Below are 26,304 nucleotides of genomic sequence, written 5' to 3'. Positions count from 1 at the left end.
GCCCGCAGGGGCGAGGACGTGTGGACTGCGGGGCGTGAGTCACGCGTCCCTGCCACCCCATAACGGGGTGTCTGGACGGAGGAGCCCACCCAGCAGCCAGTTGGGCACTACCTCCAAACCCGGTCCCCTTCAGGGCCGGGTCAAGTTGACGCCTTGGACGGTTCCGGCTCGGTGGCGTCCTGGACCGGGGCGGGCTTGGGGATCGCGTCGTCGTACGGGGCGTCGCTGCGGCCGTAGCTGCGGTGGACGGCCATGTACAGCAGGCCCGCGCCGACGACGACCACCGCGGACAGCGGCACGATGTAGTCGTCGTACCAGGGTGCGTCGGGGGTGCGCGGCCAGCACATGTTGACGATGGCCAGGACGCCGTAGGCCAGGGCGGCGATGTTCACCGGCAGGCCCCACTTGCCCAGGCGGTACTTGCCACTGGGCTGCCAGCCCTTGAGCCGGGCCCGCAGCGCGGCGAGCACCACCATCTGGAAGCCCAGGTAGATGCCCACCGCGGCGAAGCTGATGACCTTGGCCAGGGCGTCGGTGGAGACCTTGGACCCGACGACGATCAGCGCCGGGAGGACCGCCGAGAGCAGCAGGGCGTACGGCGGGACGTGCCGGGCCTCGGAGAACTTCCGCAGCAGACGGCTTCCCATGATCATGTCGTCCCGGCCGTAGCTGAAGGCCAGCCGGCTGGCCGCGGCCTGCAGGCTCATGGCGCAGGAGAGGAAGGACAGCAGCACCACGCCGAGCACGATCTTGGAGCCGACCGAGCCGAAGGCGCTGTCCAGCAGAGTGGTCACCGGGTCGACGTCCTTGCCCGCGATGACCGCCGGGATGTCGGCCACCGAGAGCACCAGGGCCAGGCACACGAAGGTGGCCGCGGCGCCGCCGATGTAGATGGTCCGGCGCATGGCCTTGGGGATGAGGCGGCCCGGGTCCGGCACCTCCTCGGCGACGTCGCCGCAGGCCTCGAAGCCGTAGTACTGGTAGATGCCGATCAGTCCGGCCGCCGCGAACGCCCAGAGGTAGCTGTGGCTGCCCTGCGAGCCGAAGGCGTCGAAGAGCACTCCGAGGTTGTGGTGCCGGTGCGAGATGAGCAGCCAGCCGCCGACCGCCAGGGCTCCGATGATCTCGGCGGAGAAGCCGATCACGGCCGCCGCGGCGAGCACCCGGGTGCCCATGAAGTTGATCAGGGTGGCCAGCGCGAGGATCGCCAGGGAGCAGATGATCGTGGTGTTGACCGTCGGGGTGAAAGCGAAGGTGGCGGCGATGTAGGGGCCCGCGCCGTACACCACGCTGGCGATGGTGCACATCAGCGCGATCAGATAGACCCATCCCGTCATCCAGGCCCACCGGCGCCCCCACAGCCGGCGCGCCCACGGGTAGACGCCGCCCGCCACCGGGTACTGCGCCACGACCTCGCTGAACACCAGGGCGACGAGCAGCTGGCCGAGGCCGACGATCACGAAGCTCCAGATCATCGGCGGGCCGCCGCTCGCCAGCGCGTAGGCGAAGAGCGAGTACACCCCGACGACCGGGGACAGGTAGGTGAATCCGAGCGAGAAGTTGGCCCAGGGGCTCATGTCCCGCTTGAACTCGGACTCGTACCCGAGCGAGGCCAGATGCGCGGCGTCGCTGTCGACGGGGTCCGGTGGGGTGATGGGGCTCATGCTGGCTCCCGTTTTCTCGTGCCAGAGGATGGGGCGGCAGTCCAGAGATGGGGCGCGAGTCCTGGGGCGGCAATGAGATGCCGACTCATCGACCGGGGCTGGCTATGATGCGGGGACTCGGCGCGACGTGTTGCGAAAAGCTACAAGCGCATGGGTTATCGCACAAGGGTTTCCCGTGACGGATTGACCGGAGGAGGGGACATGGCGGCACAGGGCGCACCCGTGATGCGTGCTTCGCTGATCTCCCCGCTCAGGGCGGCCGGCCGCACCGACGAGGTCGTGCAGCGGATAACCGAGGCCATCCACCTCGGACTGGTGGTGGACGGCGAGCAGCTGCCGACCGAGGTGGAGTTCGCCCACCAGCTCGGAGTGTCGCCGATGACCCTGCGGGAGGCCTTGGCGGTCCTGCGCGAGCAGGGGCTGGTGGAGACCCGCCGCGGCCGTACCGGCGGCACCTTCGTGCGCCGCCCGGCCAACCCTCCGCTCAGGCCACTGCTGGAGCGGATCCGCTCCACGACCGTGTCCCAGCTGCGCGATCTCGCCGACGAGCAGTTCGCCGTCTCGGGCGCCTCGGCCCGGCTGGCGGCCGAGCGGGCCTCGGCTGCCGGCCTGCGGCGGCTGCTGAACCTGGTCGGGCAGCTACCCAAGGCCGACGGGCTCGGCGCCCGGATCCGTGCCGACAGCCGGTTCCACATCGAGGTGGCGATCGCCTCCCAGTCGGAGCGGCTGACCCGGCTGGAGGTGGACCTGCAGTCCTCGACGGCGGGCCTACTCTGGCTCTCGTACGAGTCGGAGGCCGAGCTGGACGAGGTGGTCGCCGAGCACCACGCCATCGCCACCGCGATCGCGGAGGAGGACGGGGAGCGGGCCCGCACCCTGGCCGAACGCCATGTGCAGCGCAACCTGCGCCGGCTCATCGAACTGCATCTCCGGATGGTCGAGCAGGAATCTGTGGAGGTGCCCGATGACATCTGAGTCCGGTGCGCCGCACCGCAGCGCCGACACGGTGCTGGACACACTGCTGCAGCAGGTGCGGGACCTGCTCGAGACGGTCTTCGCCGGTCCTCAGGAGGTCGCCGGCGAGGTTGTCCGCCGACGTCGCGCGGTGCAGGCGGCGGGAGCTGTCTTCGGGCCGGCCGACCTGGCGGGCATCAAACCGGCCGTCGTGCGGTGGCTGACCGGGCACCCGGAGGCGGACGGGCTGGGCTTCCTGGCGGCGCCGGGGCTGCTGCCGGACCGCGAGCGGCACATCCAGTGGTGGCAGCGGAGCGCCGCCGGCTTCGTCCCGATGCGGCTCAATCTCGATCCGACCTGCGTGGACGTCTACGACTACTTCGAGATGGACTGGTACGCGGCCGCCCGAGACCACTCCGCGCGTGCGGTGTTCGGTCCCTATGTGGACTACTCCGCCGCGGAAAGCTACATCTGCACCTTCACCGTTCCCGTGGTCGACGGCGCCGACTTCCTGGGCGTGGCCGGGACGGATCTGCGGATGAGCGAGCTGGAGCCCCGGCTGCTGGGGCTGCTGCGCCGGGCCGGCCACGACGCTGTGCTGGTCGGCGCCGAGCGCCGGGTGGTGGCCGCGAACACCTCCCGCTGGCTGGTGGGCTCCCGGCTGCCGCGGGTGCCGCAGGCGCGGGACGGCGAGTTCCTCGCCACGGGCGAGGTCGGGCTGGACAGCGGCTGGGTGCTGGGCCTGGCCGGACCCGAGTAGCACGCGGTTCCCGCAGCGCGCCTCGCGGAACGCCCTTGACCGCCGCAGCCGAAAGGCCGCGGCGGTCTTCTTTTTCGCCGACCCTTGACATCCAAACTCTAGCTTTAGAGTATTTGGCTCACTCACCCCGCCCCGACCATCAGTTGGAGGCCCTGTGACGGGCACCGCCGCAGTGGACGCAGCGCCGTACTTCGACGTCACCGATCCCAGCTTCTCGATCAAGTCCGCCGCCGTGCGCGAGGCACGCGAACGCAGCTGGTACGCGCGGACGAACTACGGCCTCGCCGTCCTCCGTTACGACGAGGTCAGCCGGCTGCTCAAGCACCCCAAGCTGCGCCAGGGCAGCGCCGCCTGGCCCGCGCACAACGGCATCACCGAGGGCCCGTTCGCCGACTGGTGGGCCAGCTGGGTGCTCAACAAGGAGGGCGAGGAGCACCACCGGCTGCGTCGGCTGATGAACCCCGCCTTCTCGCCCAAGCTGATCGGCGGACTGGTGCCCCGGTTCCAGGCGCTCGCCGCCGAGCTGATCGACGGCTTCCAGGAGCCCGGCCGGTGCGAGTTCGTCTCCGAGTTCGCCGAGCCGTACGCGGCCCGGGTGATCGCCATCATGCTGGGCATTTCCGAGTCCGAGTGGCCGGTCATCGCCCGCGAGTCCGCCACCATCGGCCTCGCCATGGGCGTGACGATTCGCCAGGACATGCCGAAGATCGAGGCAGCGCTGTCGAACCTCTACGCCTACGCGGACGAACTGATCGCCGACCGCCGGGCGAACGAGCGGGACGACTTCGTCTCCGCACTGGTCCGCGCCCACCGTGACTCCGACAGCCTCAGCGACACCGAGCTGCGCGACGGACTGCTGCTGCTGATCTTCGGCGGCTTCGACACCACCCGCAACCAGCTCGGACTGGCCCTGCAGACCTTCATGCGCCACCCCGATCAGTGGCGACTGCTCGCCGAGCGGCCGGAGCTGGGCGGCAAGGCGGTCGAGGAGGTCATGCGGGTCAACCCCACCGTCACCTGGGTCAGCCGTGAGGCCCAGGAGGACTTCACCTTCCAGGACCTGGACATCGCGGCGGGCACCACCGTCCACCTCTTCAGCGAGTCCGCCGGCACCGACCCCCGGGTCTTCGGCGCGTACTCCTTCGACATCGCCGCCGAGCGCAAGCCGCACTTCGGCTTCGGTGGCGGCGCGCACCACTGCCTGGGTCACTTCGTCGCCCGCAGCGACATGAGCGAGGCGCTGCCCCTGCTCGCCCGGCGGATGCGCGACCCGCGCCCGACCGGCGGTGACGAATGGTTGCCGGACTCCGGCAACACCGGCCCGATCCGTCTGCCCCTCACCTTCACCCCGGCCACCTGAGCGGCCCACCCCGAGAGGAGCCCTGCCATGCAGGTCATCGTCGACCTGGCCAAGTGCCAGGACCACGGCCAGTGCGCGATCGCCGCGCCCGTCGTCTTCCAGATGGACGAGGAGGGCAAGCTCGTCTGGGACGGCAATCCGGACGACTCGCAGCGCCTCGACGTCGAGGAGGCGGCGGACGTCTGCCCCGTCCAGGCCATCCTCGTCAAGGACTGAGATGCCCGCCCGCATCGCCGTCGTCGGCGCCTCCCTGGCCGGCCTGCGCACGGCCGAGCAGCTCAGGGCGGCCGGACACACCGGACCGATCACCGTCCTCGGCGACGAACCCCACCTCCCCTACAATCGCCCCCCGCTGTCCAAGGAGACGCTCGCCGCGAGCGGCGACCCCTCCACCGAGCAGCTGCACGCGTCGGTGGCCTTCCGGCGCCGGGCCTTGGTGGACGACGTGGACTTCCGGCTCGGCCGGGCCGTCACCGCCGCCGACCTGGCGCAGCGCCGGCTGACCCTGTCCGACGGCACCGAACTCGGCTTCGACGGCCTGGTCGCGGCCACCGGCCTGCGCCCACGCCGGCTCCCGCTGCCCGGCCCGACGGCCGGCCGGCACGTCCTGCGCACCCTGGAGGACTGTGCCGCGCTGCGCGGCGCACTGCGGCCCGAGGCGCGAGTGGTCGTGGTCGGTGCCGGGTTCGTCGGCTGCGAGGTCGCCGCGACCGCGCTCCGGCTGGGCTGCCGGGTCAGCATCGTGGAGCCCGCCGGGGCACCGATGAACCGGGTCATCGGGGCGGAACTGGCGCAGGCCGTGCAGCGGCACCACGAGGCCGCCGGCATCCGCTTCCACACCGGGCGCTGTGTCGCCGGCATCCTCGGCCGGGAACGGGTCTCGGGGGTCGACCTCGACGACGGCACCACTCTGGGGGCCGACGTCGTGATCGAAGCCGTGGGCTCCCTGCCGAACACCGAGTGGTTGGCCGACAACCCCGGACTCGACCTGAACGACGGCGTCCTCTGCGACAACCTGCTCCGGGCCGCCGGCGCCGACCGGGTGGTCGCCGTCGGTGACATCGCCCGCTTCCCCAACCCCCTCTTCGACGACCTGCCGCGCCGCGTCGAGCACTGGTCCATCCCCGCCGACACCGCCAAGCGCGCGGCGGCCACCCTGACCGCCCGACTGGCCGGCCGGCAGCCCGACCCCACCCCCTTCACGCCGGTCCCCTCCTTCTGGAGCGATCAGCTCGACCTGCGGTTCCAGAGCTTCGGCTCGCCCGCTCTCGCCGACGAGGTCCGGCTGCACGAGGGCGATCCGGACCACCTCGCCGGCGGCGTGCTGGCCACCTACCACCGGCGGTCCGCGCATGTGGGCACCGTCGCGATCAACCTCCCCCCTGCCCGTCAGCGCGAGCTGCGAGAGGCCTTCACCGCCCTCGTCCCCGCCGCCTGACCCTCACCCGCGAGGAACCCCATGACATCGACCGTCATCCCCGGCGCGACCGCGCTGGACAGGCACCGCGAGCGCAACACCGACCGGGCCGCGATCGCGGAGATCCAGGCCCGCATCGCCGAGGCCGGCGTGCAGTACCTCTACTACCAGGCCGTCACCGTCACCGGCCGCGTGGTCGGCAAGGTCGTCCCCGCCGGCCACCTGGTGCGCAACGCCGAGAAGGGCGTCCAGCTCCACCGCACCGCGGTCTGCGACCTCCAGGTCGACCGGACCGGCACCCTGCTGGGCGGCGGCGTCGAGGCGGCCGAGTTCACCGCCGTACCCGACCTGGACACCTTCGCCGTACTGCCGTGGGACAACAGCGTCGGCCGCTTCTTCTGCCGGCTCTACGAGCCCGGCCACCGGCCCGGCGTCGGCGGGCAGCCGCTCGCCACCGACGCGCGCGGCAACCTGCTGCGGCTGCACGCCGGCTTCACCGAGCGCACCGGACTTCAGCTGCGCACCGGCTGCGAGCCCGAGATGACCTGGAGCGGCCCCGGCCTGGACGCCCGGTTCCGTCCCGGCTCCAGCCCGGCGTACCACGTGGACCACCTGGAGCGGTACCGGCCGATCTACCAGAAGGTCATCGCCTACGCCCAGGCCCTGGGCCTGGACATGATCGAGGGCGACTACGAGGACCCCGGCCAGCTCGAACTCAACTGGATGTACGACCACGCCGACCTGACCGCCGACCGGCTGATCGTGTACCGGCAGATCTGCCGGCAGGTGGCCCGCGAGCTCGGCGTGACGGCGAGCTTCATGCCCAAGCCCGCCACCGGCATGATGGGCAACGGCTGCCACCACAACCTCAGCCTGTGGCGCGACGAGGAGAACGTGCTCGCCGAGCCGGGCGTGCAGGAGCTGCACCTCACCGAGACCGGACGGCACGCCCTCGGCGGCATCCTCACCCACGCCGCAGGTTCGATGGCCGTGATGGGCCCCACCGTCAACTCCTACAAGCGGTACTGGGATTCCGGCCAGTTCGCGCCGTCCCAGATCAACTGGGGCATGGACAACAAGACCTGCACCGTGCGCCTGTCGGCCAACGGTCGACTGGAGTTCAAGCTGCCGGACGCCATGGTCAACCCGTATCTGTCGCACGCCGTGCTGCTGGCCGCCATCGAGGACGGCCTGGACAACCGGATCGACCCGGGACCGGCCCAACACGGCTCCAGCTACTCCGGTGAGGTCACCTTCGCCAAGCTGCCGCTGACTCTCGGGGAGGCGCTGGACGCGTTCGCCGCCGACGAGGTCGTCAAGGCCGCACTCGGCTCTGAACTAGTGGATCTGTACAGCGAGTTGAAGCGCGACGAGTGGGCCCGGTTCTGCGGTGTCGTCACCGACTGGGAGCACATGATGTACGCGGAGGAGGCCCCGTGACCGCGCCGCTGCGCCTGGCCTGCATCGACTCCGAGGCCCCGCCGCTGTTCCACCTCACCGACCCGGTGGCCGGGCGGCGCGGCTACGAACCGGCGGTCGGTGAACTCATCGCCACCGAGCTGGGGCGCTCGCTGGAGTGGGTCTACCTGCCCTGGGCCGAGATGCTCCCCGCCGTGCGGCGCGGCGAGGCGGACGCCGTGCTGTGCGGACAGGGCGTCACCGAGGCACGCGCCGCGCTGGTGGACTTCACCCGCCCCTACGCGGTCTTCCACGAGTCGGTCCTGGTCCGCCGAGGGGATCCGGTGCGCGCTGTGTCCGACCTGAGCGGCCGCCGGGTCGCCGCGATCGAGGGCTCCACCAACATGGCGCTGGCCGAGACCTTCGAGGGAGCGGTCACCGTGGCCTTCGGCGGAGGCTCGGACGACGTCTTCGGCGACATGCTGCAGGCGCTGCGCACCGCAGAGGTGGACGCGGTCGTCGACGACGACGTGGTGTTCGTCCCGCTGGGCGACCACCCGGACTTCGACCTCGCCTTCACCGTGCGCACCGGCAACCGCTGGGCCGTCGGCACCGCCAAGGACCGGCCCGAGTTGCGGGCACAGCTGGACGGCGCACTCGGCCGGATCATCGCGGACGGACGGCTGGCCAAGGCCTGGGCGCGGTGGCTGCCGTCGCTGGAGTATCCCTTCGACGGCGAGGGGGAAAGGTGAGCGTGCGGCCGCTGATCCTCGTCGTCGGCCGCCGTGCCACCACCGTCTCCGGGTTGCGGTTCAGCGCCACCGTCGCTGCCGAGGCGGTCTGCGAGGCGGTCTTCGCCGACGGCGGCGAACCCCTTGTGCTGCACGGCGCCGACCGCGGTCAACTCCCCGACCTGTCCCAGCGGTTGTCCGGCTTCGCGGGCGTGGTCCTGCCGGGCGGTTCCGACCTGGATCCGGCCCACTACGGCCAGGACCGCCACCCGAAGACCACACCCGACCACGACGAGCAGGACGCGCTCGACCTGGCCGTCGCCCGGGCGGTGCTGGAGGTGGGCCTTCCGACGCTGGCGATCTGCCGCGGCCTGCAGGTGGTCAACGCCGTCTGCGGCGGCACCCTGATCCAGCACATCCCTCCGGGCCCGGTCGAGCACCTGGACGCGCTGCACGAGGTGACGGCCGTGGCGGGCTCCCGGCTGGCGGCGGTGGTGGGCCCGCAGCCGTTCACGGTCTCCTCGTACCACCACCAGGCGGTGGACCGGGTCGGCCGAGGACTGCGCGTGACGGCCCGGGCCGCAGACGGCTGCGTGGAGGCGTTGGAGCACACCAGCGCCGACCTGCTCGCCGTTCAGTGGCACCCGGAGGACCTGGCGGCCACGTCCCGGCAGGACGCCGCCCTCTTCGCCGACCTGATCGACCGTGCCCGAAACCGAAAGGAGGTCGCCGCATGACCGCGACCCTGGACACCACCGCGGCCCTGGCCCGGCGTGAGGAACTGGAGAAGCGGTTCGCCGGCCTGTCCCCGGCGACCCGGCTGTACATCGGCGGACAGCACGTGGACGCCCTCGACGGCGCGACCTTCGAGCGGGTCTCGCCGCGCGACGGGCGTGTGATCGCCCAGGTCGCGGAGGGCGGCGCCGAGGACGTCGACCGTGCCGTGACCGACGCCCGCCGTGCCTTCGACAGCGGCGTGTGGTCGGACCTGCACCCCAGGCAGCGACGGGCGGTGCTGCAGCGGCTGGCACGGCTGGTCGAGGGGCACGCCGAGGAGCTGGCCCTGCTGGAGAGCGTCGACATGGGCAAGCCCTTCACACACGCCCTCGCGGTGGACCTGCGGGTGACGGTGCAGACGCTGGACTTCTACGCCGAGGCAGTCGACAAGCAGTACGACGAGGTGGCGCCCACGGGGCGGGACGTCCTTGCCACCGTGACCCGGGAACCGCTCGGGGTCGTCGGCGCCGTGGTCCCGTGGAACTTCCCGCTGATGATGGCCGTGTGGAAGATCGCGCCCGCCCTCGCGGTGGGCAATGCGGTGGTCCTCAAACCGGCCGAGCAGTCCCCGCTCACCGCGCTGCGCTTCGCCGAACTGGCCACCGAGGCCGGCGTGCCGGACGGGATCCTCAACGTGGTGACCGGTTTCGGGCCGACGGCCGGTGCCGCGCTCGGCCGCCACCCGCGCGTGGACGCGATCACCTTCACCGGTTCCGGTGAGGTCGGGCGGCTGTTCATGCAGTACGCGGCCGAGTCCAACCTCAAGCAGGTCTCGCTGGAGCTCGGCGGGAAGTCGCCGCAGATCGTGCTCCCCGACGCACCCGACCTGACGGTGGTCGCCAAGGCGGTCGCCGGGGGCATCTTCTTCAACCAGGGCGAGGTGTGCTCCGCCGGCTCGCGCCTGCTGGTGCACCGTTCCGTCAAGGACGAGCTGCTCGACCTGGTGGTGCGGGAGGCGGGCCGGACCGTGGTGGGCGACCCGCTCGACCCGCGGACCGAGCTCGGTGCCCTGGTGGAGGAGAAACATCTGGAACGGGTCCTCGGCCATGTCAGGGGGGCAGTGGAGGACGGCGCGCAGGCGGTGCTCGGCGGCAACCGGGTACTGACCGAGACCGGCGGCTGCTATGTGGGGCCGACCGTCTTCGACCGGGTCGGCCCCGGGATGCGCATCGCCCAGCAGGAGGTGTTCGGCCCGGTTCTCGCGGTCATCGAGTTCGAAGACGCCGAGGAGGCCGTGAGAATCGCCAACGGCACCGACTACGGCCTGGCCGCCGCGGTGTGGACCCGGGACCTCTCCACGGCGCACCGGATGTCGAGGGCGGTCAGGGCCGGCACGGTCTGGGTCAACTGCTTCGACGACAGCGACATCACGGTGCCGTTCGGTGGTTACGCCCAGTCCGGCTTCGGCCGTGACAAGTCGCTGCACGCGCTGGAGAAGTACACCCAGCTCAAGACCACCTGGATCAAACTGTGAGCGCTCCGGTGGTGCATCGGCGGGAGGTCGAGCCGGATGGCGCGCCCCCCGCCGGCGGTCCGCGGATCGCGGTCCTGGTCTCGCTCAACTTCCCGGATCTGACCGAGCCGGTCGCCGACCTCGTACGGCGATTCACCCGCACCGCGCTGAGCACCCTTCACGCCGTGGGCGCCCGGTACGAACTGGTGGACACCTCCGCCGACGGGCTCGGCGACCCGGCGGCGTCCGCCGCTTACGACGGACTGCTGCTGCTCGGCGGCGGCGACGTGGACGGGGAGTTGTACGGGTTCGGCGGACCGGTGCCCAACTCCTACGGCGTGGACCGCCGGGCGGACGACCACAGCATCGCCGCCATCCGGGCGGTGGCCGCCGCGCAGCGGCCGGTGTTCGGCATCTGCCGCGGCTCGCAGCTGATCAACATCGCCTTCGGCGGGACCCTCGTCCCCGATCTGGAGGACTACCGGCTGCACCGCGGCGGCCCGGGCCAGCCCCTGTTCCTCGACGAGAAGGTGTCGGTGGCGCAGGACTCGCGTCTGGCCGCCCTCACCGGCACCGGCCGGCTGACCGTGCGCTCGGGCCACCACCAGGCGGTGGCCGCGGTCGGCGACGGACTCGTGGCGGTCGCGCACGCCGACGACGGCGTGATCGAGGCGGTCGAGCACCCCGAGCGGTGGGTGGTGGGAGTGCAGTGGCATCCGGAGGACCCGGACGGCTCCGCCGACCACCGCCTGCGCCTCTTCGACGGCTTCGTGGCCGCCTGCGGCGCATGACATCGCTCGGCCGGAGCCCGGCAATCCGCCGCCGGGCTCCGGCCGAGCGGCGGTTTACGCATGCGGAACCGCACCGACGAGCTGCACAGACGCTGAGCATGCGCGCAGGCCTGCCCCGCACGGCCAGGGGCGGGTGACGGGTCATGAGGTCGCAGCAGCTCGTCGGCCCTACCAACAGGCCGGGGCTGAGCATGGCGTACGTCCAAGGGGCGCGCCTGAGTAGCGGGGTTTGCTTTCCGGCGCAAGAGTGGTATCTGCGGGCAGCAGCTGTTTCAGTGCGCTCGGGCTGCCGCCCGCAAGCTCTCCGGGGCAGCCCGAGGGACAAGATCCACGATCAGAGCGGCGAGCGGCTACGAGGCACCCGCGCCAAAGGGCTCACAACGCCGTACAGCTGGTTGAATGTGTCCCGCAATACCGCGCGGTCTGGTGGTGCGGCGGTCACCAGTGTCGATTCCAGAAGTTGCCGACGGCGCTGACGTGTCGCTTCGAGCACACCCTTCCCGGCGCCAGTGAGGGAGAACCCGCCGGATGGGAGGCGCCGTACCAGCGTGCGCTGCTCCAAGCAGTCGAGCAACCGGTTCGCCCACGAGGCGCTGACACAGAGGTCTCCGGCGATTCGGTCAGGATCGGTTGGCTCGCTGCCCAGGGCGAGCAGAACGCGCATCTGCTCCTCGGAAACCGTGGGCGCGACGTCCTCATGGGCCTGCTGCCACAACTTGATCAACGCTTCGGCAACGTGTTGCGCAGCAGGACTCGCTTCGGCACGTTCGGGTTCCACTGACATGGCTTCCCCTTTCCTCGATGCCGTTGAGTACGCGCTTACCCGACCGAAGGACCGTCAGCCCCGCCTACGTGTTCGAAAATGCTATGAGCTGGGGCGGAAGGTCAATAATATGTAGAATTGGTCGGTCATCTGGGTGACACGGTCCTTGTCTGGGGACCGATATTTCTCCCATTCCGCGAATTGTCACCGCGGTGGCTTGCAAGGTTCGTCACGGCATCTTCCGTGGCGTCGTAGACGTCAAGAATCCTATCGACGCCGGTGAGCGTCAGTAGCTGTCGTAGCTGCCCCTGCACCCTGGCCGGCGCCAACCTCGCACCGGTCTCATGTGCGCGCCGACGGGCGGCCAGAAGGGCGAGGACCAGGACGATGAACCGTTCGCCGGAATCGACGAGCTTCAGCAACTCGGTTCGAAACATCGGCCCATTCAGGTAATCCATGTCGCCATTGAAGGCAGCCGCCAGACAGCGGCAGCCATGGGTCTGCGCGACCGAAGGAACACTGGACATCCAGACGTCCTCCCCGCCATTCTCCACGGCACGCAGGTCGCACCGTGAAGTTCCGCCTGCCCTAAATGTCCCCGCCCAACCGCCACAGCGCCGACGAGACTCGGCGGACTTGTGCGATGCCGCCTGGTGTGGGTTGCCAGGCGGCGGGAATTCGGAGTGCAGTGCAACCCAGACGTCATCTGACGAGGAGACCGAAAACCATGCTGGCCATTGTTTCTGCTGCCCTGTTCTTCATCGCCTTTTTGATCAACGCGGCGGAGATCTCGACCAACCACACCTTCACCTCAACCAACGTCATGCTCCTTGGTCTCACGGTTCTGGCCCTGCACCTCGCAGGTGTGGGAGGCGGCTGGACTGTCCGCGGACGCAGACGCTGAAGAACTCTCAGGAGTCTCCGTCTGCCGGCACTTCGACGGACTGCCACGGACGCACGGGTAGGGCTTGAGGGACACAGGATCGGGGAGGATGGGAAGACCGCCTGGGCACGCCGTCGTGGGCGGGCGGCGAAAGGATCGGCGCGGGGAACCCAGTCCACTTCGGGGGAGCCAAGAAGCGGCGGCAGGGAGGAGAGGACTCGGAAGCATCCGCCCACGGCCCGTAGAACGGAGTGGGTCGTGGCTGCGGGCGGGCTTTGCTCTGGGACTTGGCGGTTCACCGCATCGCCCCGCGCTCACTATGAAAATGGAGCCGACCGTTCTCAAGGGACGTCGCCGCATGTGAGTCGAGGGCGCATGGCCGACACGACAGGCCACCGCACGCGCTAGGGGTTCCATGTCACGGCGCCCTCTGTCTGGCCGATTCTCGCCGTTCGCGGGCATCTCTTGGGTCAGCGGCCTGCCCTCGGTTGACCCTCTCGGTCGGCCTGCGGCGTGGCCATGCCACGTCCGCGGAGGCATCCGCCCAACCGGAACGGGCCGTCCACAATGCCACTGAGTTCGTGCCCTCCACTCGCCAAGATCGCCATCTCGGGCAGGCGTCCTAGGCGATGGCCATCTGTCGATTGTCCGGCTAGCGCACACGACCCCCTGATGGCTGCACTACATCAGCAGTGCAGCCATCAGGTGTCAGAGCAGCCCGGTGTCGTACCCGCACACCCAGTTGAGCGCCGCGTGGATTCCTCGCAGGTAGTCGCTGCTGCCGGGCGAGCCGCTGGGGTTCTCCAACTGGACTGTCGCTGCGTCCAGTTCGGCGGTCAGTACTGCCAGGTCCGGCGCGCAAGGAACCCCCCGGCCCGTGACGGGGGAACTCTCGGAACGTCCCAGTGCCCACTCGAATGCTGCCACTTCTCCCGCTTGAAACTGCGGTGAGCCCGCACCATGGCCGCTTGTCAGGTCATCGAGCAGGGTCTCGACGTCGACACAGAGGCGTACGCCTACGTGTGGGGCTTCGCTGTCGCCGTTGTCTTCGGAAGTCATCACGTTCCATCCGTACCAATCCGCCCGCGGGGGAGGTCCGCTCTTCGGAACTACGGCATGAGGCATCACGCAAGATCGGAAACGGGTCATGCTAGTGAGACCTCCGGGCTGGTGTCCTACGACCACTGGCGTGCTGTCGCAGCCTTCGCGCTTCGGAAGCCGCCTTCGACTTGACCGAGGGATGTGCGACGCCTAGAACAGCCGACAGCGGCAGTGAGAGGGTGCGGGCGAGTTCCCTCAGTTCGTCCTCGGTGGGATGGATGGGACCGTTGGCACCGTCTTCTGCGAATGCCTTGACCCGAGGGGTGCGAATACCGGTCTGCTCGGCGACGGCCTGGGCCGTCAAATGGCGGCGCCGCATCGTCTGCTGGATCAGTCGTGCGAGATTGTCCATCGTCTCTTTCCCGTCCGGTCAGCCACGTGAAGGCCCAGCTCACGGAGATCGCGCGCCGCTGCCCTGGCCCCTGTGACATCCCTGGTTCGCTGGGTCGTCCCAGCGTGGCGTGTTCCTGGGCTGTATTGATGCGCCTACCCTCGGCGCTCGGCATGACGCCTCGGTCACCCGAACAGCTGTTGCCGATGCCCATGTGACCAGGGAGATGCGGCTGGACCGCCGTAGCACCCCGTTTGGCCGCCAAAGCATCTGAGGTCGATGCGCGACACATGAGATGGACCGTCGGGTGGTAAACGCACTCTCATGACTGGGGCGCCCGGGCACGGCCATCCGTACCGCTCCGAGGGCGCTCCCGACGCGCAAACAGTGCGCGAATGAGGGAATGATGACCATGCTGGAGGAAACGTCAGAAACATCGGAAACACCTTCGATCGTGCATGACGTGTCGGTGGCAGCAGCAGTGGGGCGAGGCACGCTGCCCCGCCGACTCTGCATTGCGTTCACAGAGGGCATGGGTGCACAGCGGGCGGCTCTGTCGTTGCTGCCCAGCCTGGATCACTGGCAACTGCTGCATGCCACCGACGAGTCCGCCCTGCTGGGCGAGGCCGTGCAGTTCACGCTCGCTGATGGCCCGTCGATCAATGCGGCGCTGGAGATGCGGCCAGTCCTGGTGTCCGGCCTGCAGAACCGCCATTCCAGTGCCGGATCGCACCTGGCTGACGAGGTGCCCGATGTCGAGCAGGTGCTGGCGCTTCCGCTGAACGAGCGCCGCACGCCGATCGGCGTCATGTCCCTCTACTACACGCGGCCGACGCAGGTGACGGTTCCGCAGCTCGCCCGGGCGCAACGTGCCGCCGGCGTTGCTTTGGACGCGCTGCTGCGCTGGCGACGCGTGCACGCGAGCTCAGACTGCCAGCGCCCGGTGTGGAAGTCGGATACCCGCGCGGCACGTTGGCACCGCATCCACCGGGCCGCCGGGTGCGTCGCGGCATGCGAAGACTGCTCCACGGCGGAGGCGTTGGCCTGGCTACAAGCGGTCAGTGCGCGTGATGGCCTGTCGCTCCTCGAAGTGGCCGACAGTCTCCTGCAGCCCTCCGCTGACGAAGAGCTCGGACTGCGCAGGCAGGGTAGTCGAGCCGCGGAGACGGTGTGCCGCGCGTAGCGAGCTTCGTCTGCCAGTCCGATTGAGGCGGGCGGATCTCTTCCGTCTCAATCGGGCAGTCTCCACGACGGTGTACGCCGATACCTCAACGGCTTATGGGACGTTGGAGTGTTGGCGTCACCGGCCTGTGTCCATGGGCGCAGCAAGCGAGCAGCCGAGGCGGCGTGCCCGGAGGGGAATGAACTGGTGAAGGTCTGGCGGGGCAGATGCCGGACGATCGGCACGGCGTCCAGTATCGGCCTGGCGCGGCCGATGGAGCGTTTGCCGACGGTGTTCACCGTGGCCGAGGCCAGCGCCAGTGATGTCACCCCGCGGACAGCGGCCCGACGCCCGCGCGCCCCCGCGAGGGCCCACGTGGCCGCCTGGCTGCTTTCCGAACCAACACGGCCTGCCGTCCGTGTGCCCCCGGCGCAGAAGGCCAGACGCCGCATCACTCTTCCGGGCCTACCTCGCTCGGCCGGCTCCGAAGACGGGGTGCCCGTTGCTGGTACCGGGTGGGCTGGATGCGTTCGTCTCGGATGTGGCCCGGTCGCGGCGTCGCAGGGCCCGGGCACCGTCAGCCGGATCGATTCAGCCCTGCTGAATCTGGCAGTCCACTCGTCCGACCGCCGCCCGGTGTACTCGCGGACACTAGTGGTCGGCCGCGCGCGGTGATCCGTGGCGCACGACCGGCCTGTCGGATTGTCTGGCAGAGGTGCTCGCTTGTGCAGACACCAGCCTGTCACTCTGAGATCAAGTGCGATCGGAGTTTGGCCAGGATGCGTGCGAGGAGGCGAGAGACGTGCATCTGGGAGACGCCGAGTTCGGCAGCGATCTCGCGCTGGGTCATCTCGTGGCCGAACCTTATGGCGAGGATCTTCCGATCGCGCTCCGGCAGTGCTGCGATCACCGGCTGCAGAGCGGTCAGCTCCTCGACCACTTCCAGGTCGTGATCCTCGAAGCCGACATGGTCGGCAAGAGCGTCCTCGGGTTCGGTCCCTTCGAAGGGGGCGTCCAGGGAGAGGGTGTTGTAGCTATTGGCGGCTCCCACCCCTTCAAGCACCTCTTCGGCGTCCAGGTGCAGGTGCGCGGCCAGTTCGGCGACGGTTGGTGGCCGGCCGAGGCACTGCTCCAGGTCCGCAGTCGCCTTCTCCAGCGTCAGGCGCAACTCCTTCAGCCTGCGCGGAACCCGCAGGGCCCAGGTGGTGTCGCGGAAGAACCGCTTGATCTCGCCGAAGATGGTCGGCAGCGCGAACGTGACGAATTCGACCCCGTGCGAGGGATCGAACCGGTTGATCGCTTTGATCAGTCCGATCGTGCCCACCTGTAGCACGTCTTCGGCCGACTCGGCCCGTGAGTGGAACTGCCGGGCTGCGAAGTGAACAAGGGCCAGGTTCAGTTCGACCAGCGTGTTGCGGACGTAGGAGTACTCGGCGGTGCCCTCCTCCAGGGCGTCCAGACGGACGAACAGAGTCTTGGACAGGGCCCGGGCATCGGCCGGCGCGATGGCGGTCAGGTCCGTTGAGGTCAGGTTGTCTGCCGCCGGTGGCGGCGGGGCGGTGTCAGGGGCTGTGGTCGGCCCCGGCGTATGTCGGGCCAAGGACAGGGCCGTGGAGTGATCGGTCAGCAGACTCGGCATGGCTGTTGCCCTTCATCCAGGTGCCCGTTGATCGTTTGCAGGGCACGGCATGCACGGTCTGTTACCCGAAGCGGCACTTCCGTAACCTAGAGTTACGCACTCTGTGGCAAGTAGGGCCGCTGCCAAGGGTGCGTCGGCAGGAACAGGCGCTTGCCGTCGCCGCGGGGGAGCGACGGGCCGGACGCGAGCGGCCGCGTCGCGACCGTACCGCTCAAACGGGGTCCTCATGGCGGTTCCGGTCGTGCGGCCAACGCCCGCTCCTGGAGCCGCGCCGACGGATCCACGAGCGGCCTGGCACGATATGCCGAGTGCCCTAGCTAGGCCGTTTCGTTCGGATCACCGAACCCTTGGCATGCGAGCGCGCTCATCGAGTGCGGCGCCTCCGACGGCCTCTGTAGCCTGGCGTCGCTGTACGTCGGGGGGAGCTGACCGTGGAGAACATACTGCCCGTGGCCATCGGGGCCGCTATCGGCCTCATAGGGGTGGTGTTCGGGTCGTGGTTCACCGCGCGCCGACAGGACCGCATGTGGCTCCGCGAACAGAAGCTAAAAGCCGGGATCGGCTTCAACACGGCCGTAGTTCAGCTACTGGACTACCTGAAGGAAACACAGCTGAGTGACGACGGTCCGGGAGCCAACGAGTTGGCGAACCGGCTGCAGGAAGCACGCTCAGCCCTCTACCTGCTCTGCTCCGACGACACCGTCGATCTCGCCGATGCCCTCGCGCGTCGGGTCTGGAGCACCCGGCCCACCGACGGCAGGGACGACCGCCGGGCCGAGTTCCGAGAGACGTTGGACCTCCTGCGTCGCTTCACCCACCAGCTCCGGCAAGAGATCGCCAGATCGTAGTCCCCACTGGATCACCGGGCGGACCAGAGGAAGATGCCTGCGATGTGGAGTCCGGCGAGATAGATGGTGGCGGTCTTCTCGTATCGAGTGGCAATACCCCGCCACTGCTTCAAGCGGTTGATGCACCGCTCGACGGTATTGCGCTGCTTGTAGGCATCACGATCGAAGGCTGGTGGCCTGCCGCCTCGGCTGCCCCTTCGCTGCCGGTGGCCCTGTTGATCCGCCGGGACGGGGATCACCGCGCGGATGCCGCGCCCGCTCAGGTGCTGGCGGATCGCGCGGGAGGAGTACGCCTTGTCGGCCAGGACGACCTCGGGCCTGGTACGGGGCCGACTTCGCCGTCGTGGGACGCGCAAGCGTGCCATGACCCAGGGGCGCTGGCGATGTACCCGTGGGCCCGCATACCCGGCTCAGCGGGCTCACTGCGCGCGATGCGGCTTGTGTCGGGCGACGTGCAGGCGTACCTCGGTGGGCCAGTCCGCGCTAGTAGAGCGGCTGGCGTTGTGCAGCGGGCCCGCGCTCAACTCGTGGAGAGTGCGGCCCGGTACGCCGTGCGGGGTGAGGGTGATGCCGATGGAGCTTCTCGGATGTTGTGACGTGCCGGTGATACGGGCTTGTGCCTTGTGGACGTCCGGGAGGTGGCGCGTGTCTTCGGCAAGCGCGTCGCGGAGGGCGTGTTCGCGCAGTTCCACCCCCTGCAAATGGTGGGGGCCTCCGACGGGCAGGCCGCCGGGGTGCGGGCGGCCCAGTTGTGCGATCAACCACCACAGGGCGAGGGCGATGACGATCACCAGGGCCGCGATGACTGCCGGCCACCACCAGTCCTCGCCACTCCAACGGGTCCGGTCCCTGGCTGTGAGCAGGACATCAGCTGGCGAGGTGAGGGGCCAGCCGGCGGGCGGCCGGAGGTTCCATCGCCGGTAGAGGTCCAGTCCGGCGAAGAGGACCAGCAGGCCCCCGACGAGCAGCACCAGGCCACTGATGGCCAGCAGGATGCGGTTGAGAGCGGATCGCGCAGTCATCGCTTCTCCCTTCTGCTCCCGTGGCGGCGTCGTCCATGGTCAGGCGGTGCGTCTGCGCACGTGTACGGCCAGCCGAGGGGGGTGAGTCAGGGCAAGCTCGTCGCATTCCTTTTGGAGGGCGGCGGTGAGGTCGTCGCGGACCTGGTGTGGATCACGGAAGTGAACGTCCGCGGTGGCCTTTATGCGGCCACGCCGTACCTGAACGCGTACCTTGCCCACGCCAGGAACCATCATCGCTGCGTCGCGCAGCAGGAGGGCGGCGCTGTGACGGTCCAGGGTGGCCTGCAGGTGCGGCGGGCTGTTGTTGGGCGGCCGGAGGGGCAGGAGGTTTCGCGGGCCGGGGGTGAAGGCCAGGATCAGCAGCCACAGGCCGATGGCGATGACAACGGCGGCTCCGGTGAGCATCCATACGTCGTCGACGTGACGCGAGGAGAGCTCGTTTGCCAATTGCCTGCGCCAGACCGCCGCGCGACGGCCTGCCCGTACCGCGAGGACGTCGTACAGTGTGCTGCCCGCGGCGGCCAGGAGCAGCACGGCGGCCACGGCTGCTGGGATGCGCCGTTCGGACCACGGCCGATGGGGTCGGTGGCCGCGGTCGCCGCGCCGCGCGGCAGGCATCGTGTCGTAGGCGGGGCGGGCTCGAGTGGCGGAAGGCTCGGCGTCTGCGGTCATTGCGGTTCCCCTTCGAGTGAGCAGGTCACTGGACACGTCCTCTGCGCAATCCGCCTTCGGGCACCAGCCGCCGGATGGTCAGCGTGACCTCGTCGACGTCCAGGCCGGTCAGTTGGGTCACCCGCTCGGCGACGTCATGCTGGATGCCCTCGCAGACACTCGCGAGGTCGGCTGGGTAGGGCAGGTCCAGGCCCAGTCCCAGGCGCACTGACCCTCCGCGCGTGATCGCTGACGCGGAGGGCGGGGTGGCAGGATGGCCCGACGGCAGGGCCGCCCGGTGCTCCTGAGCCGTTCGGGCCACGTGGGCGGCGATGCGGGCCACCACCCGGTCGGCAATGATGGTCGCTCCCCGTTCACGGGGCGTTGGCAGCCGCTCGGCCTGCGTCGGCGGTTCGGACTCGGTTCGGCGGGTGCCGTCGGCGGGTGTGTTCACCGCTGCCGTCGCAGGTCGATGTCGCCCTTCACTACGAGGCCGATCAACAGCCCCACTGCCCCGAGGACGGCGACCAGGAGAAACGCCCAGAAGCCACCGAAGTAGCCGGCGAAGCCCAGTGCCATTCCGGCTGCCAGGCCGGCGATCGCTGCGTCCATGCTCACTCACCCGTCTCGCACGCTCTGTCCTGGCCCGCGCCGTCGCCGGAGCGGGCCGCCACCGCCGGCACTCAACGCACCCGGCCCTCTTCCGGCGCTTCCTCCTCCTCGGGCAGGTGCACGTCGTCAACGGTGATGTTGACCTCGACCACCTCGAGCCCCGTCATCCTTTCGACGGCGGAGATGACGTTGCTACGGACGTCGCCGGCGACATCGACGATGGAGACGCCGTATTCGACGACCACGTCCAGGTCCGCAGCCGTCTGGCGCTCCCCAACCTCGACCTTGACGCCACGGGTCACTGAGGTGCCGCCGCCCGGGACGCGTTCGCGGACGGCACCGAAAGCTCGGGACATGCCCGCGCCGAGGTTGTAGATGCCCGGTACTTCGCGGGCGGACATGCCGACGATCTTTGCCACCACACTGTCGGAGATGGTGGTCTTCCCGCGGATTTCTGCAGGGACATCCGCGCCTCGGCGTCCCTGCAACGTCGCACCGGCCACGCCGGGCAGGTCCTCTTGGCCGACACTGTTCCGATGGGTGATGTCCGTCATGGCCCTCGCCTCGATCGGCTCTTGAGGCGTCGAAGTGATACCTCTCAACGGTTTAGACACCATCGCCGCCCCGCTCTCACACTTCCTTTGTGACCGGCGTCACATAGCATGGGGAGAGTGACTCCGCTGGGAGCGGATGATGACAGCACAGGCCGGGCCAGCCCCGCCGGCCCCTTGGCTTTCAGACGCGCTGCTGGCGATACGTGCCTCAGAGGGCGACGAGGACGCCTTCGCCCTCCTTGTGCGGCGCCACAGTCGCAGTCTTCTCCTCCTGGCCACCCACATCCTGGGCAATCCGCAGGATGCTGAAGAGGCCGTTCAGGACGCCTTCGTCAGTGCCTGGCGACGGCTGCCGGAATTCCGCCACGGTGCGGCGTTCACCACGTGGATCTACCGGATCACCGTCAACCGGTGCCTGAATGCCCGGCGTCGCCGACGGCCTCCGCTGCCGCTGGACGAGGTGGCCGAACCTGCCGCACACGAAGCGCGCAGCTCGCCCAGCCGGACCGCCGAAGAGGATGCCGCCCTGGCCGCCCTGGCCACCGCGCTCGGCGGGCTCAAAGCCGATCAACGAGTGTGCTGGGTCCTGCGGGAGGTACACGGCTTCTCGTACACCGAGATCGCACATATGACGGGCGCGAGTGAGGAGGCCGTGCGCGGCAGACTTTTCCGAGCACGCCGGTCCCTGAAGGAGGCGATGGCGCCATGGCGCTAGAGGACCAGCATCCGCAAACCCCCTCCACCCGCGTGCCTGCCCTGGCCTCGCTCACGGGTGACGAGGTCCTGCCCTGCGGCCGACTTCTCAGTCACGCCTGGGAGCAGGCTCGGGACGCTGCGGCGGAGACGGATCCGCATACCACTTCCTGTCCACACTGCCGCGAGGCCGCCCAAGGGCTGGCCGCACTCGGCGCGGCCACACAAGTGCTGCGCGAACAGCAGCCAACCGGGATGAGCGCCGTCGCCGACCGCGTCATGGCCATCGTCCGGTCCGAAGTCCGGCTCGGACGCATGCTCCCGCTGAACGACCCCGCCCTGGATCTGCAGATCGCCGAGAGCGCTGCCGCCAAAGTGCTGCGCCGAGCCGCCGACGCGGTGCCGTGGGCAAAGGCCGTGAGCTGCCGTCTCACCCCCCAGGACCAGGCCCCCGGCGTGCACGTGGCCATGACCCTGGCCGCAACCCTCGACCAACCGCTGCCCGCCACGGCCGACGTGGTCCGCCGATCGGTCATCGACGCAGCAGACATGGCGATCGGCATGGCTGTCACGGACGTCGACGTCACGGTGATCGACGTCCTGCCCACCGAGCCCGGCGGTGCCCGATGACCTCGCCCGACATCCCCGCCCTCCGCAAGGCCGTGGCAGGCGCGGCTCTCACGACCCCCGGCGTGGCGGGCCTGCACTCCGGCCTGGCTCACCGCCTCGCACACGCCTGGACGGAAACCACTGGCAGGCCTTCTCCGCCCGAAACGGGCGTCCGCGCCGAGCACGCAGCAGGCGGCTCCGGATGGCACATAGAGGTGCGCTGCCTCCTGTCGGAAGGCCACCGAGCGCTGGATGTCGCTCGCTCCGTCCGTTCCGGAGTCCGGAGCGCCGTCCTGGCCCATCTCACGGAACGCAGTCTGGTGGAACCCGTCACCGTGACCGTCACCGTGACCCGCATCATCGCCTCGCCCACAGCACTGCAGGAGTCATAGCAGGAGGCCCGGGCGCGGCGGGGACCTGCGGGGTGCTCGACCTCCCACCACCATCACCTTGAAGCGCCGATGTCAGTAATCCCCACAAGAAACGTTCCCGTAGTCGCGCGACGACCTGGGATTCACGGAATCGCGGCCGGAACCAATTGCGTGGCCGTCGACACCCAGGCCACGGGCGACACGGCCAGCATAAGATCGTTTGCTTCGCGGGATCGATCCACGATGTCCCGAGACTGTCTCTGATCGAGTTCGTGGAGGCAGGGATGGGAGAAGCTGATGAGCAGGATTCCTGTGAGCAAGTTGCCCAGGGTTGGCGCATTGTTCTGGGCGATCAAGATCGTGGCAACCACGCTCGGTGAGTCGGTATCGAACTTCGTGGCGATCACTCCGATGAAGCTCGGTTATGCCGCTGCCGTGATCATTTTCTTGGCGGCATTCGCGCTCACGCTGATGATGCAGCTGAGAGCCGACCGGTTTCGCCCGGCGGTGTTCTGGTCGGTGATCCTGATGACCAGCATTGTCGGCACGGCAACTTCGGACTTTATGAACCGCACGGTCGGGCTGGGCTATACCGGCGGCGCGGCCGTGCTGACCAGCCTCCTGGTGATGGTACTGATCGGCTGGCGGGCGACTGGTCAGACCATGGACGTGGAACGGATCGCCACCACCAAGGCCGAGATCCTGTACTGGACCGCGACACTGCTGTCCAACACGCTGGGAACCTCCAGCGGCGATTTCCTGTCCCACAGCGTCGGCCTGGGCTTCCGGGGCAGCGTTCTGGTGCTGTCCACAGCGATGCTACTGATCCTCGCCGCCCACTATCTGACACCGATCTCGGGCACCGTGCTGTTCTGGACGGCCTACGTACTCACCCGCCCGCTCGGGGCGGTCGCGGAGAACGCAGTCGAGAAGCCCGTAGCCCAGGGTGGACTCGGCGTGGGAACCACCATCACCTCCGCCGCTCTGCTTGCCGTACTGGCGGTTCTGGTCGGCTATCAGATGCTCACCCACCACCAGCAAACCCTTACGCTAGACACGGGGGTTGAGGAACGTCGGAACCAAAGCCGGCAGTAAAGGAGCGTTTTGTCCCGCCGGTCACGTTTGGTTCCAGATTCAGGTGCCGCGCCAGTTCGGGGTGGATTCACGAGTGAGGCGGCGGTTATGAGGTCGATCATCGCACGTGGATTATGGCTTCAGCATGATCTAGCGAGGAACCCCGGCCGTTCACGACTCCGTTGGGAAAGTCGTGATTCGAGCGGGGCTGTGTCGTTCGTCTTTCTGATGGCTATGGTCGGTGGCGGGTTGGGGGGATCGGGATGTCGCTGGAGTCGCGGTCGGATGACGGGGTGCCTGAGCTGACGGCTCGGGTGGTGCGGGCCGCGTTCCCGAAGGGGACTTTGGCCATCCGGGTCCGGGAAGTGCTCGGTCCGGTGTTCAGGGACGATGACTTCGCGGTGGCCTTCCCCCGGCAGGGACGGCCCGCGATCTCGCCGGGTGCTGTGGCCCTGGTGTCGGTGTTGCAGTATGCGGAGGGTCTTTCCGACCGGCAGGCCGCTGACCAGGTACGGGCCCGTATGGACTGGAAGTTCTTGCTGGGCCTGGAGTTGGATGATCCTGGGTTCGACTTCACCGTCCTGGGAGACTTCCGGACCCGGCTTCTCGCGCATGGGCTGGAGGAACGGGTTCTGGACGTGGTTCTGTCCCGGCTGTCCGACGCGGGACTGCTGCGGGCCGGGGGCCGGCAGCGGACCGATTCCACACAGGTGCTGGCCGCGGTGCGCACGCTGAACCGCATGGAGTTCGTCGGCGAGACGCTGCGGGCGGCACTGGAAGCGCTGGCCGCGGCCGCCCCGGACTGGCTGACCCCGCTGATCGACGCGTCGTGGGTGGACCGCTACGGGGCCAAGGTCGACAACTACCGTTTCCCGAAGGGAGACAACGCCCGCCTGGAGTGGGCCGAGCAGGTGGGCCGGGACGGGTTCGCGCTCCTGGATGCCATCGATGACGCGTTCGCTCCGGCCTGGGGGCGCGAGATCCCCTCGGTGGGGATCCTGCGCCGGGCCTGGTCCGAGCAGTACCACCGGGACGCGGAGGGGGTGCGCTGGCGGGAGGGCAAGGACCTCCCGCCAGCCAGAGAGCGGCTGTCCTCGCCATTTGACATCGATGCCCACTACGGCATCCAGTGCGGGTCGGGCTGGTGCGGCTACAAGGTTCACCTCAGCGAGACCTGCGAGCCCGAGGCCCCGCATCTGATCACGAACGTGGAAACCACCAACGCCACCGTCAACGACACCGAGGTCACCGCGACGGTCCACCAGCGAATGGCGGTGCGGGAGCTGGCACCGGATGAACACGTGGTGGACAGCGGATACATCACCGCCGCCCATATCCTCGCCGCCCGACAGGACCACGACATCGACCTGATCGGACCGGTCGGGCTGGACACCCACCACGGCGGACGCGACCCACAGGCTCCAGACCTGACTCAGGCCGCTTTCACCACGGACTGGGAAGCCAAGAAGGTCACCTGCCCTCAGGGCGCGACCAGCATCAGCTGGTCCCAGCAGCGCAAGGCCAGCGGCACTCCGCTTGTCCGGGTCCACTTCGCCCTCGCCGACTGCGATCCGTGCCCGCTGAAGGCCCGCTGCACCAAGGCGGCCAACGGCAAGTGGGGCCGCAGTCTCACCCTGCTGCCCCAGGACCAGCAGCAGATCCTGGAACAACGACGTGCCGAGCAGCGGACCGACGCGTGGAAAGAACGCTACGACGCTCGCGCCGGCGTGGAGGGCACCATCTCCCAGGCCGTCCGCCGCACCCGCCTGCGGCGCACCCCTTACCGAGGGCAGGACAAGACCCATCTTGCCAACGTGCTGTCCGCCACCGCCCTCAACATCATCCGCGCCGACGCCTGGCTGAACGGCACCCCACTCGGCACGACCCGCGCCTCCCACCTTGCCCGTCTCACTCTCGCCGCATGACCCGGCCATCAGGGCGTTTTGCGTATTCACCAACGGAGTCGTTCACGGCCGGGAGGAATCGCTTCTCAAGATGGGGGTGACCTGCACAGGCGCACGGGTCTGCACTGTTGACGAAGTGATCGCCCCACAGGCATTTGCGGATGTGGCCGGGGAACTCCTGCCGTAGGCGTCGAGCCGAGACGCCGTTGAGGCTGCCGACGAGTCTGGAGGTGGTGACCTTCGGCGAATAGTGCACCAGTAGGTGGACGTGATCGTGCTCGCCGTTGAACTCCACCGGCTCGGTTTCGAAGTCGGCGCACACGGCGCGCGTGATCTCTTCGCAGCGTCGAAGGATCTCGTCGGTGAATGGTCCGCGCCGGTACTTGGGCGTGAAGACCAAGAGAGCATGGAGAGTGTGAACGACCGTACGACCCGTACGGATATTGGGGTTTGGCCTTTCATCGAGGTGACACAGATCAACGATATGATCACACCCGTGAAGATAGTCGTGCAGGTGAAGCTGATACCGGAGGCCGAGCAGGCCGCCGCGTTGTCGGCGACTGTGCGCACGGTCAACGACCTGGCGTGCTGGGTCTCCGAGGTGGCGTTCGCCAACGATGTGCCGCGTGAGTACGAGCTGCGCAAGCACACCTATGCTCATCTCAAGGAACAGGGGCTGGGGGCGCAGGCGGCGCAGCACGTGATCAAGAAGGTGCGCGACGCGTACACCACGCTGCACGCGAACATCCGTGCTGGGAATCTGGGGAAGTCGGGTTCGAAGC

At 68.9% G+C, this 26,304-nt stretch carries 27 protein-coding genes and 3 pseudogenes; 18 read left to right on the top strand and 12 right to left on the bottom strand.

The annotated features are described in order from the left end of the window. Nucleotides 1-140: 140 nt before the first annotated feature. Entirely contained in the window at nt 141-1,664 is a 1,524-nt protein-coding gene (locus SRB17_RS44340; RefSeq protein ID WP_153547785.1) for an APC family permease, read from the bottom strand. A gap of 201 nt (nt 1,665-1,865) precedes the next feature. Here SRB17_RS44340 and SRB17_RS44335 point away from each other — a divergent pair, with 201 nt between their 5' ends. From SRB17_RS44335 to SRB17_RS44290, 10 genes are all read left to right on the top strand, one after another. Next, the gene (locus tag SRB17_RS44335) at nt 1,866-2,639 is read left to right on the top strand and encodes a FadR/GntR family transcriptional regulator (protein WP_228396689.1); all 774 of its coding nucleotides are present in this window, start codon (nt 1,866-1,868) and stop codon (nt 2,637-2,639) included. Next, nucleotides 2,629-3,378 carry a cache domain-containing protein gene (locus SRB17_RS44330; protein ID WP_153547783.1) on the top strand — a complete coding sequence of 250 codons (750 nt, stop codon included), beginning with the start codon at nt 2,629-2,631 and terminating at the stop codon, nt 3,376-3,378. The genes SRB17_RS44335 and SRB17_RS44330 overlap by 11 nt, the downstream gene beginning before the upstream one ends. 154 nt (nt 3,379-3,532) lie before the next feature. Then, entirely contained in the window at nt 3,533-4,738 is a 1,206-nt protein-coding gene (locus SRB17_RS48375) for a cytochrome P450 (RefSeq protein WP_323377607.1), read from the top strand. A gap of 27 nt (nt 4,739-4,765) precedes the next feature. Next, nucleotides 4,766-4,954, top strand: coding sequence for a ferredoxin (locus tag SRB17_RS44320; protein ID WP_153547781.1), 189 nt, complete (start codon nt 4,766-4,768; stop codon nt 4,952-4,954). 1 nt (nt 4,955) lies between these two features. Next, a complete protein-coding gene (locus SRB17_RS44315) occupies nt 4,956-6,176 on the top strand; it encodes an NAD(P)/FAD-dependent oxidoreductase (RefSeq protein ID WP_153547779.1) in 1,221 nt (406 codons plus the stop codon). A gap of 21 nt (nt 6,177-6,197) precedes the next feature. After that, complete coding sequence (locus SRB17_RS44310; protein ID WP_153547777.1) at nt 6,198-7,595, top strand: glutamine synthetase family protein; 1,398 nt, start codon at nt 6,198-6,200, stop codon at nt 7,593-7,595. Next, on the top strand, nt 7,592-8,305 hold the full coding sequence (locus tag SRB17_RS44305) for an ABC transporter substrate-binding protein (protein WP_323377605.1): 714 nt from the start codon (nt 7,592-7,594) through the stop codon (nt 8,303-8,305). Before SRB17_RS44310 ends, SRB17_RS44305 begins: the two co-directional genes overlap by 4 nt. Then, nucleotides 8,302-9,021: a gamma-glutamyl-gamma-aminobutyrate hydrolase family protein gene (locus tag SRB17_RS44300; protein WP_323377604.1), complete on the top strand. Its 720-nt coding sequence runs from the start codon at nt 8,302-8,304 to the stop codon at nt 9,019-9,021. Before SRB17_RS44305 ends, SRB17_RS44300 begins: the two co-directional genes overlap by 4 nt. After that, nucleotides 9,018-10,535 carry an aldehyde dehydrogenase gene (locus SRB17_RS44295; protein ID WP_153547775.1) on the top strand — a complete coding sequence of 506 codons (1,518 nt, stop codon included), beginning with the start codon at nt 9,018-9,020 and terminating at the stop codon, nt 10,533-10,535. The genes SRB17_RS44300 and SRB17_RS44295 overlap by 4 nt, the downstream gene beginning before the upstream one ends. Continuing rightward, nucleotides 10,532-11,305 carry a gamma-glutamyl-gamma-aminobutyrate hydrolase family protein gene (locus SRB17_RS44290; RefSeq protein WP_323377603.1) on the top strand — a complete coding sequence of 258 codons (774 nt, stop codon included), beginning with the start codon at nt 10,532-10,534 and terminating at the stop codon, nt 11,303-11,305. The genes SRB17_RS44295 and SRB17_RS44290 overlap by 4 nt, the downstream gene beginning before the upstream one ends. 334 nt (nt 11,306-11,639) lie before the next feature. Here SRB17_RS44290 and SRB17_RS44285 read toward each other — a convergent pair whose 3' ends face one another. Beyond that, nucleotides 11,640-12,089 carry a hypothetical protein gene (locus tag SRB17_RS44285; RefSeq protein ID WP_153547771.1) on the bottom strand — a complete coding sequence of 150 codons (450 nt, stop codon included), beginning with the start codon at nt 12,087-12,089 and terminating at the stop codon, nt 11,640-11,642. Between the two features lie 125 nt (nt 12,090-12,214). Then, a complete protein-coding gene (locus SRB17_RS44280; RefSeq protein WP_153547769.1) occupies nt 12,215-12,595 on the bottom strand; it encodes a hypothetical protein in 381 nt (126 codons plus the stop codon). A 200-nt stretch (nt 12,596-12,795) separates the two neighbouring features. Here SRB17_RS44280 and SRB17_RS45825 point away from each other — a divergent pair, with 200 nt between their 5' ends. After that, nucleotides 12,796-12,972, top strand: a complete 177-nt coding sequence (locus tag SRB17_RS45825) for a hypothetical protein (RefSeq protein ID WP_194294366.1) — start codon at nt 12,796-12,798, stop codon at nt 12,970-12,972. A gap of 1,814 nt (nt 12,973-14,786) precedes the next feature. Beyond that, nucleotides 14,787-15,566: a GAF domain-containing protein gene (locus tag SRB17_RS44275; RefSeq protein WP_153547767.1), complete on the top strand. Its 780-nt coding sequence runs from the start codon at nt 14,787-14,789 to the stop codon at nt 15,564-15,566. Between the two features lie 149 nt (nt 15,567-15,715). Here the strand turns inward: SRB17_RS44275 and SRB17_RS47340 are convergent. Both SRB17_RS47340 and SRB17_RS44265 read right to left on the bottom strand, forming a co-directional pair. Continuing rightward, nucleotides 15,716-15,907 (bottom strand): annotated as a pseudogene (locus SRB17_RS47340) (phosphatase PAP2 family protein); the annotation flags it as partial. A 380-nt stretch (nt 15,908-16,287) separates the two neighbouring features. Continuing rightward, nucleotides 16,288-17,184 (bottom strand): RNA polymerase sigma factor SigF, encoded by an 897-nt coding sequence (locus SRB17_RS44265; RefSeq protein ID WP_153547765.1) that lies wholly within the window; start codon nt 17,182-17,184, stop codon nt 16,288-16,290. 431 nt (nt 17,185-17,615) lie between these two features. Here SRB17_RS44265 and SRB17_RS44260 point away from each other — a divergent pair, with 431 nt between their 5' ends. Further along, the gene (locus tag SRB17_RS44260) at nt 17,616-18,032 is read left to right on the top strand and encodes a hypothetical protein (protein WP_323377602.1); all 417 of its coding nucleotides are present in this window, start codon (nt 17,616-17,618) and stop codon (nt 18,030-18,032) included. 11 nt (nt 18,033-18,043) lie between these two features. Here the strand turns inward: SRB17_RS44260 and SRB17_RS44255 are convergent. From SRB17_RS44255 to SRB17_RS44235, 6 genes and pseudogenes are all read right to left on the bottom strand, one after another. Beyond that, nucleotides 18,044-18,400: pseudogene (locus SRB17_RS44255) on the bottom strand (transposase); the annotation flags it as partial. Nucleotides 18,401-18,451: 51 nt separating this feature from the next. After that, nucleotides 18,452-19,054 (bottom strand): alkaline shock response membrane anchor protein AmaP, encoded by a 603-nt coding sequence (locus tag SRB17_RS44250; protein ID WP_153547758.1) that lies wholly within the window; start codon nt 19,052-19,054, stop codon nt 18,452-18,454. Nucleotides 19,055-19,093: 39 nt separating this feature from the next. Beyond that, the gene (locus tag SRB17_RS44245; protein WP_228396688.1) at nt 19,094-19,726 is read right to left on the bottom strand and encodes a DUF6286 domain-containing protein; all 633 of its coding nucleotides are present in this window, start codon (nt 19,724-19,726) and stop codon (nt 19,094-19,096) included. A gap of 25 nt (nt 19,727-19,751) precedes the next feature. Next, on the bottom strand, nt 19,752-19,934 hold the full coding sequence (locus SRB17_RS47335) for an Asp23/Gls24 family envelope stress response protein (RefSeq protein ID WP_228396687.1): 183 nt from the start codon (nt 19,932-19,934) through the stop codon (nt 19,752-19,754). A gap of 221 nt (nt 19,935-20,155) precedes the next feature. After that, complete coding sequence (locus SRB17_RS45815) at nt 20,156-20,317, bottom strand: hypothetical protein (RefSeq protein WP_194294364.1); 162 nt, start codon at nt 20,315-20,317, stop codon at nt 20,156-20,158. Nucleotides 20,318-20,388: 71 nt separating this feature from the next. Then, the gene (locus tag SRB17_RS44235; protein WP_153547756.1) at nt 20,389-20,871 is read right to left on the bottom strand and encodes an Asp23/Gls24 family envelope stress response protein; all 483 of its coding nucleotides are present in this window, start codon (nt 20,869-20,871) and stop codon (nt 20,389-20,391) included. 136 nt (nt 20,872-21,007) lie between these two features. Here SRB17_RS44235 and SRB17_RS44230 point away from each other — a divergent pair, with 136 nt between their 5' ends. From SRB17_RS44230 to SRB17_RS44215, 4 genes are all read left to right on the top strand, one after another. Further along, entirely contained in the window at nt 21,008-21,586 is a 579-nt protein-coding gene (locus tag SRB17_RS44230) for an RNA polymerase sigma factor (protein WP_228396686.1), read from the top strand. Continuing rightward, entirely contained in the window at nt 21,577-22,194 is a 618-nt protein-coding gene (locus tag SRB17_RS44225) for an Asp23/Gls24 family envelope stress response protein (RefSeq protein WP_153547755.1), read from the top strand. The genes SRB17_RS44230 and SRB17_RS44225 overlap by 10 nt, the downstream gene beginning before the upstream one ends. A gap of 647 nt (nt 22,195-22,841) precedes the next feature. Next, nucleotides 22,842-23,639, top strand: a complete 798-nt coding sequence (locus SRB17_RS44220) for a hypothetical protein (RefSeq protein ID WP_153547753.1) — start codon at nt 22,842-22,844, stop codon at nt 23,637-23,639. A 272-nt stretch (nt 23,640-23,911) separates the two neighbouring features. After that, nucleotides 23,912-25,543 carry an IS1182 family transposase gene (locus SRB17_RS44215; protein WP_323377601.1) on the top strand — a complete coding sequence of 544 codons (1,632 nt, stop codon included), beginning with the start codon at nt 23,912-23,914 and terminating at the stop codon, nt 25,541-25,543. Here SRB17_RS44215 and tnpA read toward each other — a convergent pair. Further along, nucleotides 25,527-25,922 carry an IS200/IS605 family transposase gene (gene tnpA / locus SRB17_RS48790; RefSeq protein ID WP_416237151.1) on the bottom strand — a complete coding sequence of 132 codons (396 nt, stop codon included), beginning with the start codon at nt 25,920-25,922 and terminating at the stop codon, nt 25,527-25,529. The two genes, SRB17_RS44215 and tnpA, sit on opposite strands and share 17 nt — an antisense overlap. A gap of 6 nt (nt 25,923-25,928) precedes the next feature. Between tnpA and SRB17_RS44205 the strand changes: the two are divergent. Next, nucleotides 25,929-26,304 (top strand): annotated as a pseudogene (locus SRB17_RS44205) (hypothetical protein); the annotation flags it as partial.

It is taken from the genome of Streptomyces sp. RB17 (assembly GCF_009604455.1).
In the GTDB taxonomy this organism is placed as follows: Bacteria; Actinomycetota; Actinomycetes; order Streptomycetales; family Streptomycetaceae; genus Streptomyces.
This window is presented reverse-complemented; position numbering and strand designations above follow the sequence as displayed.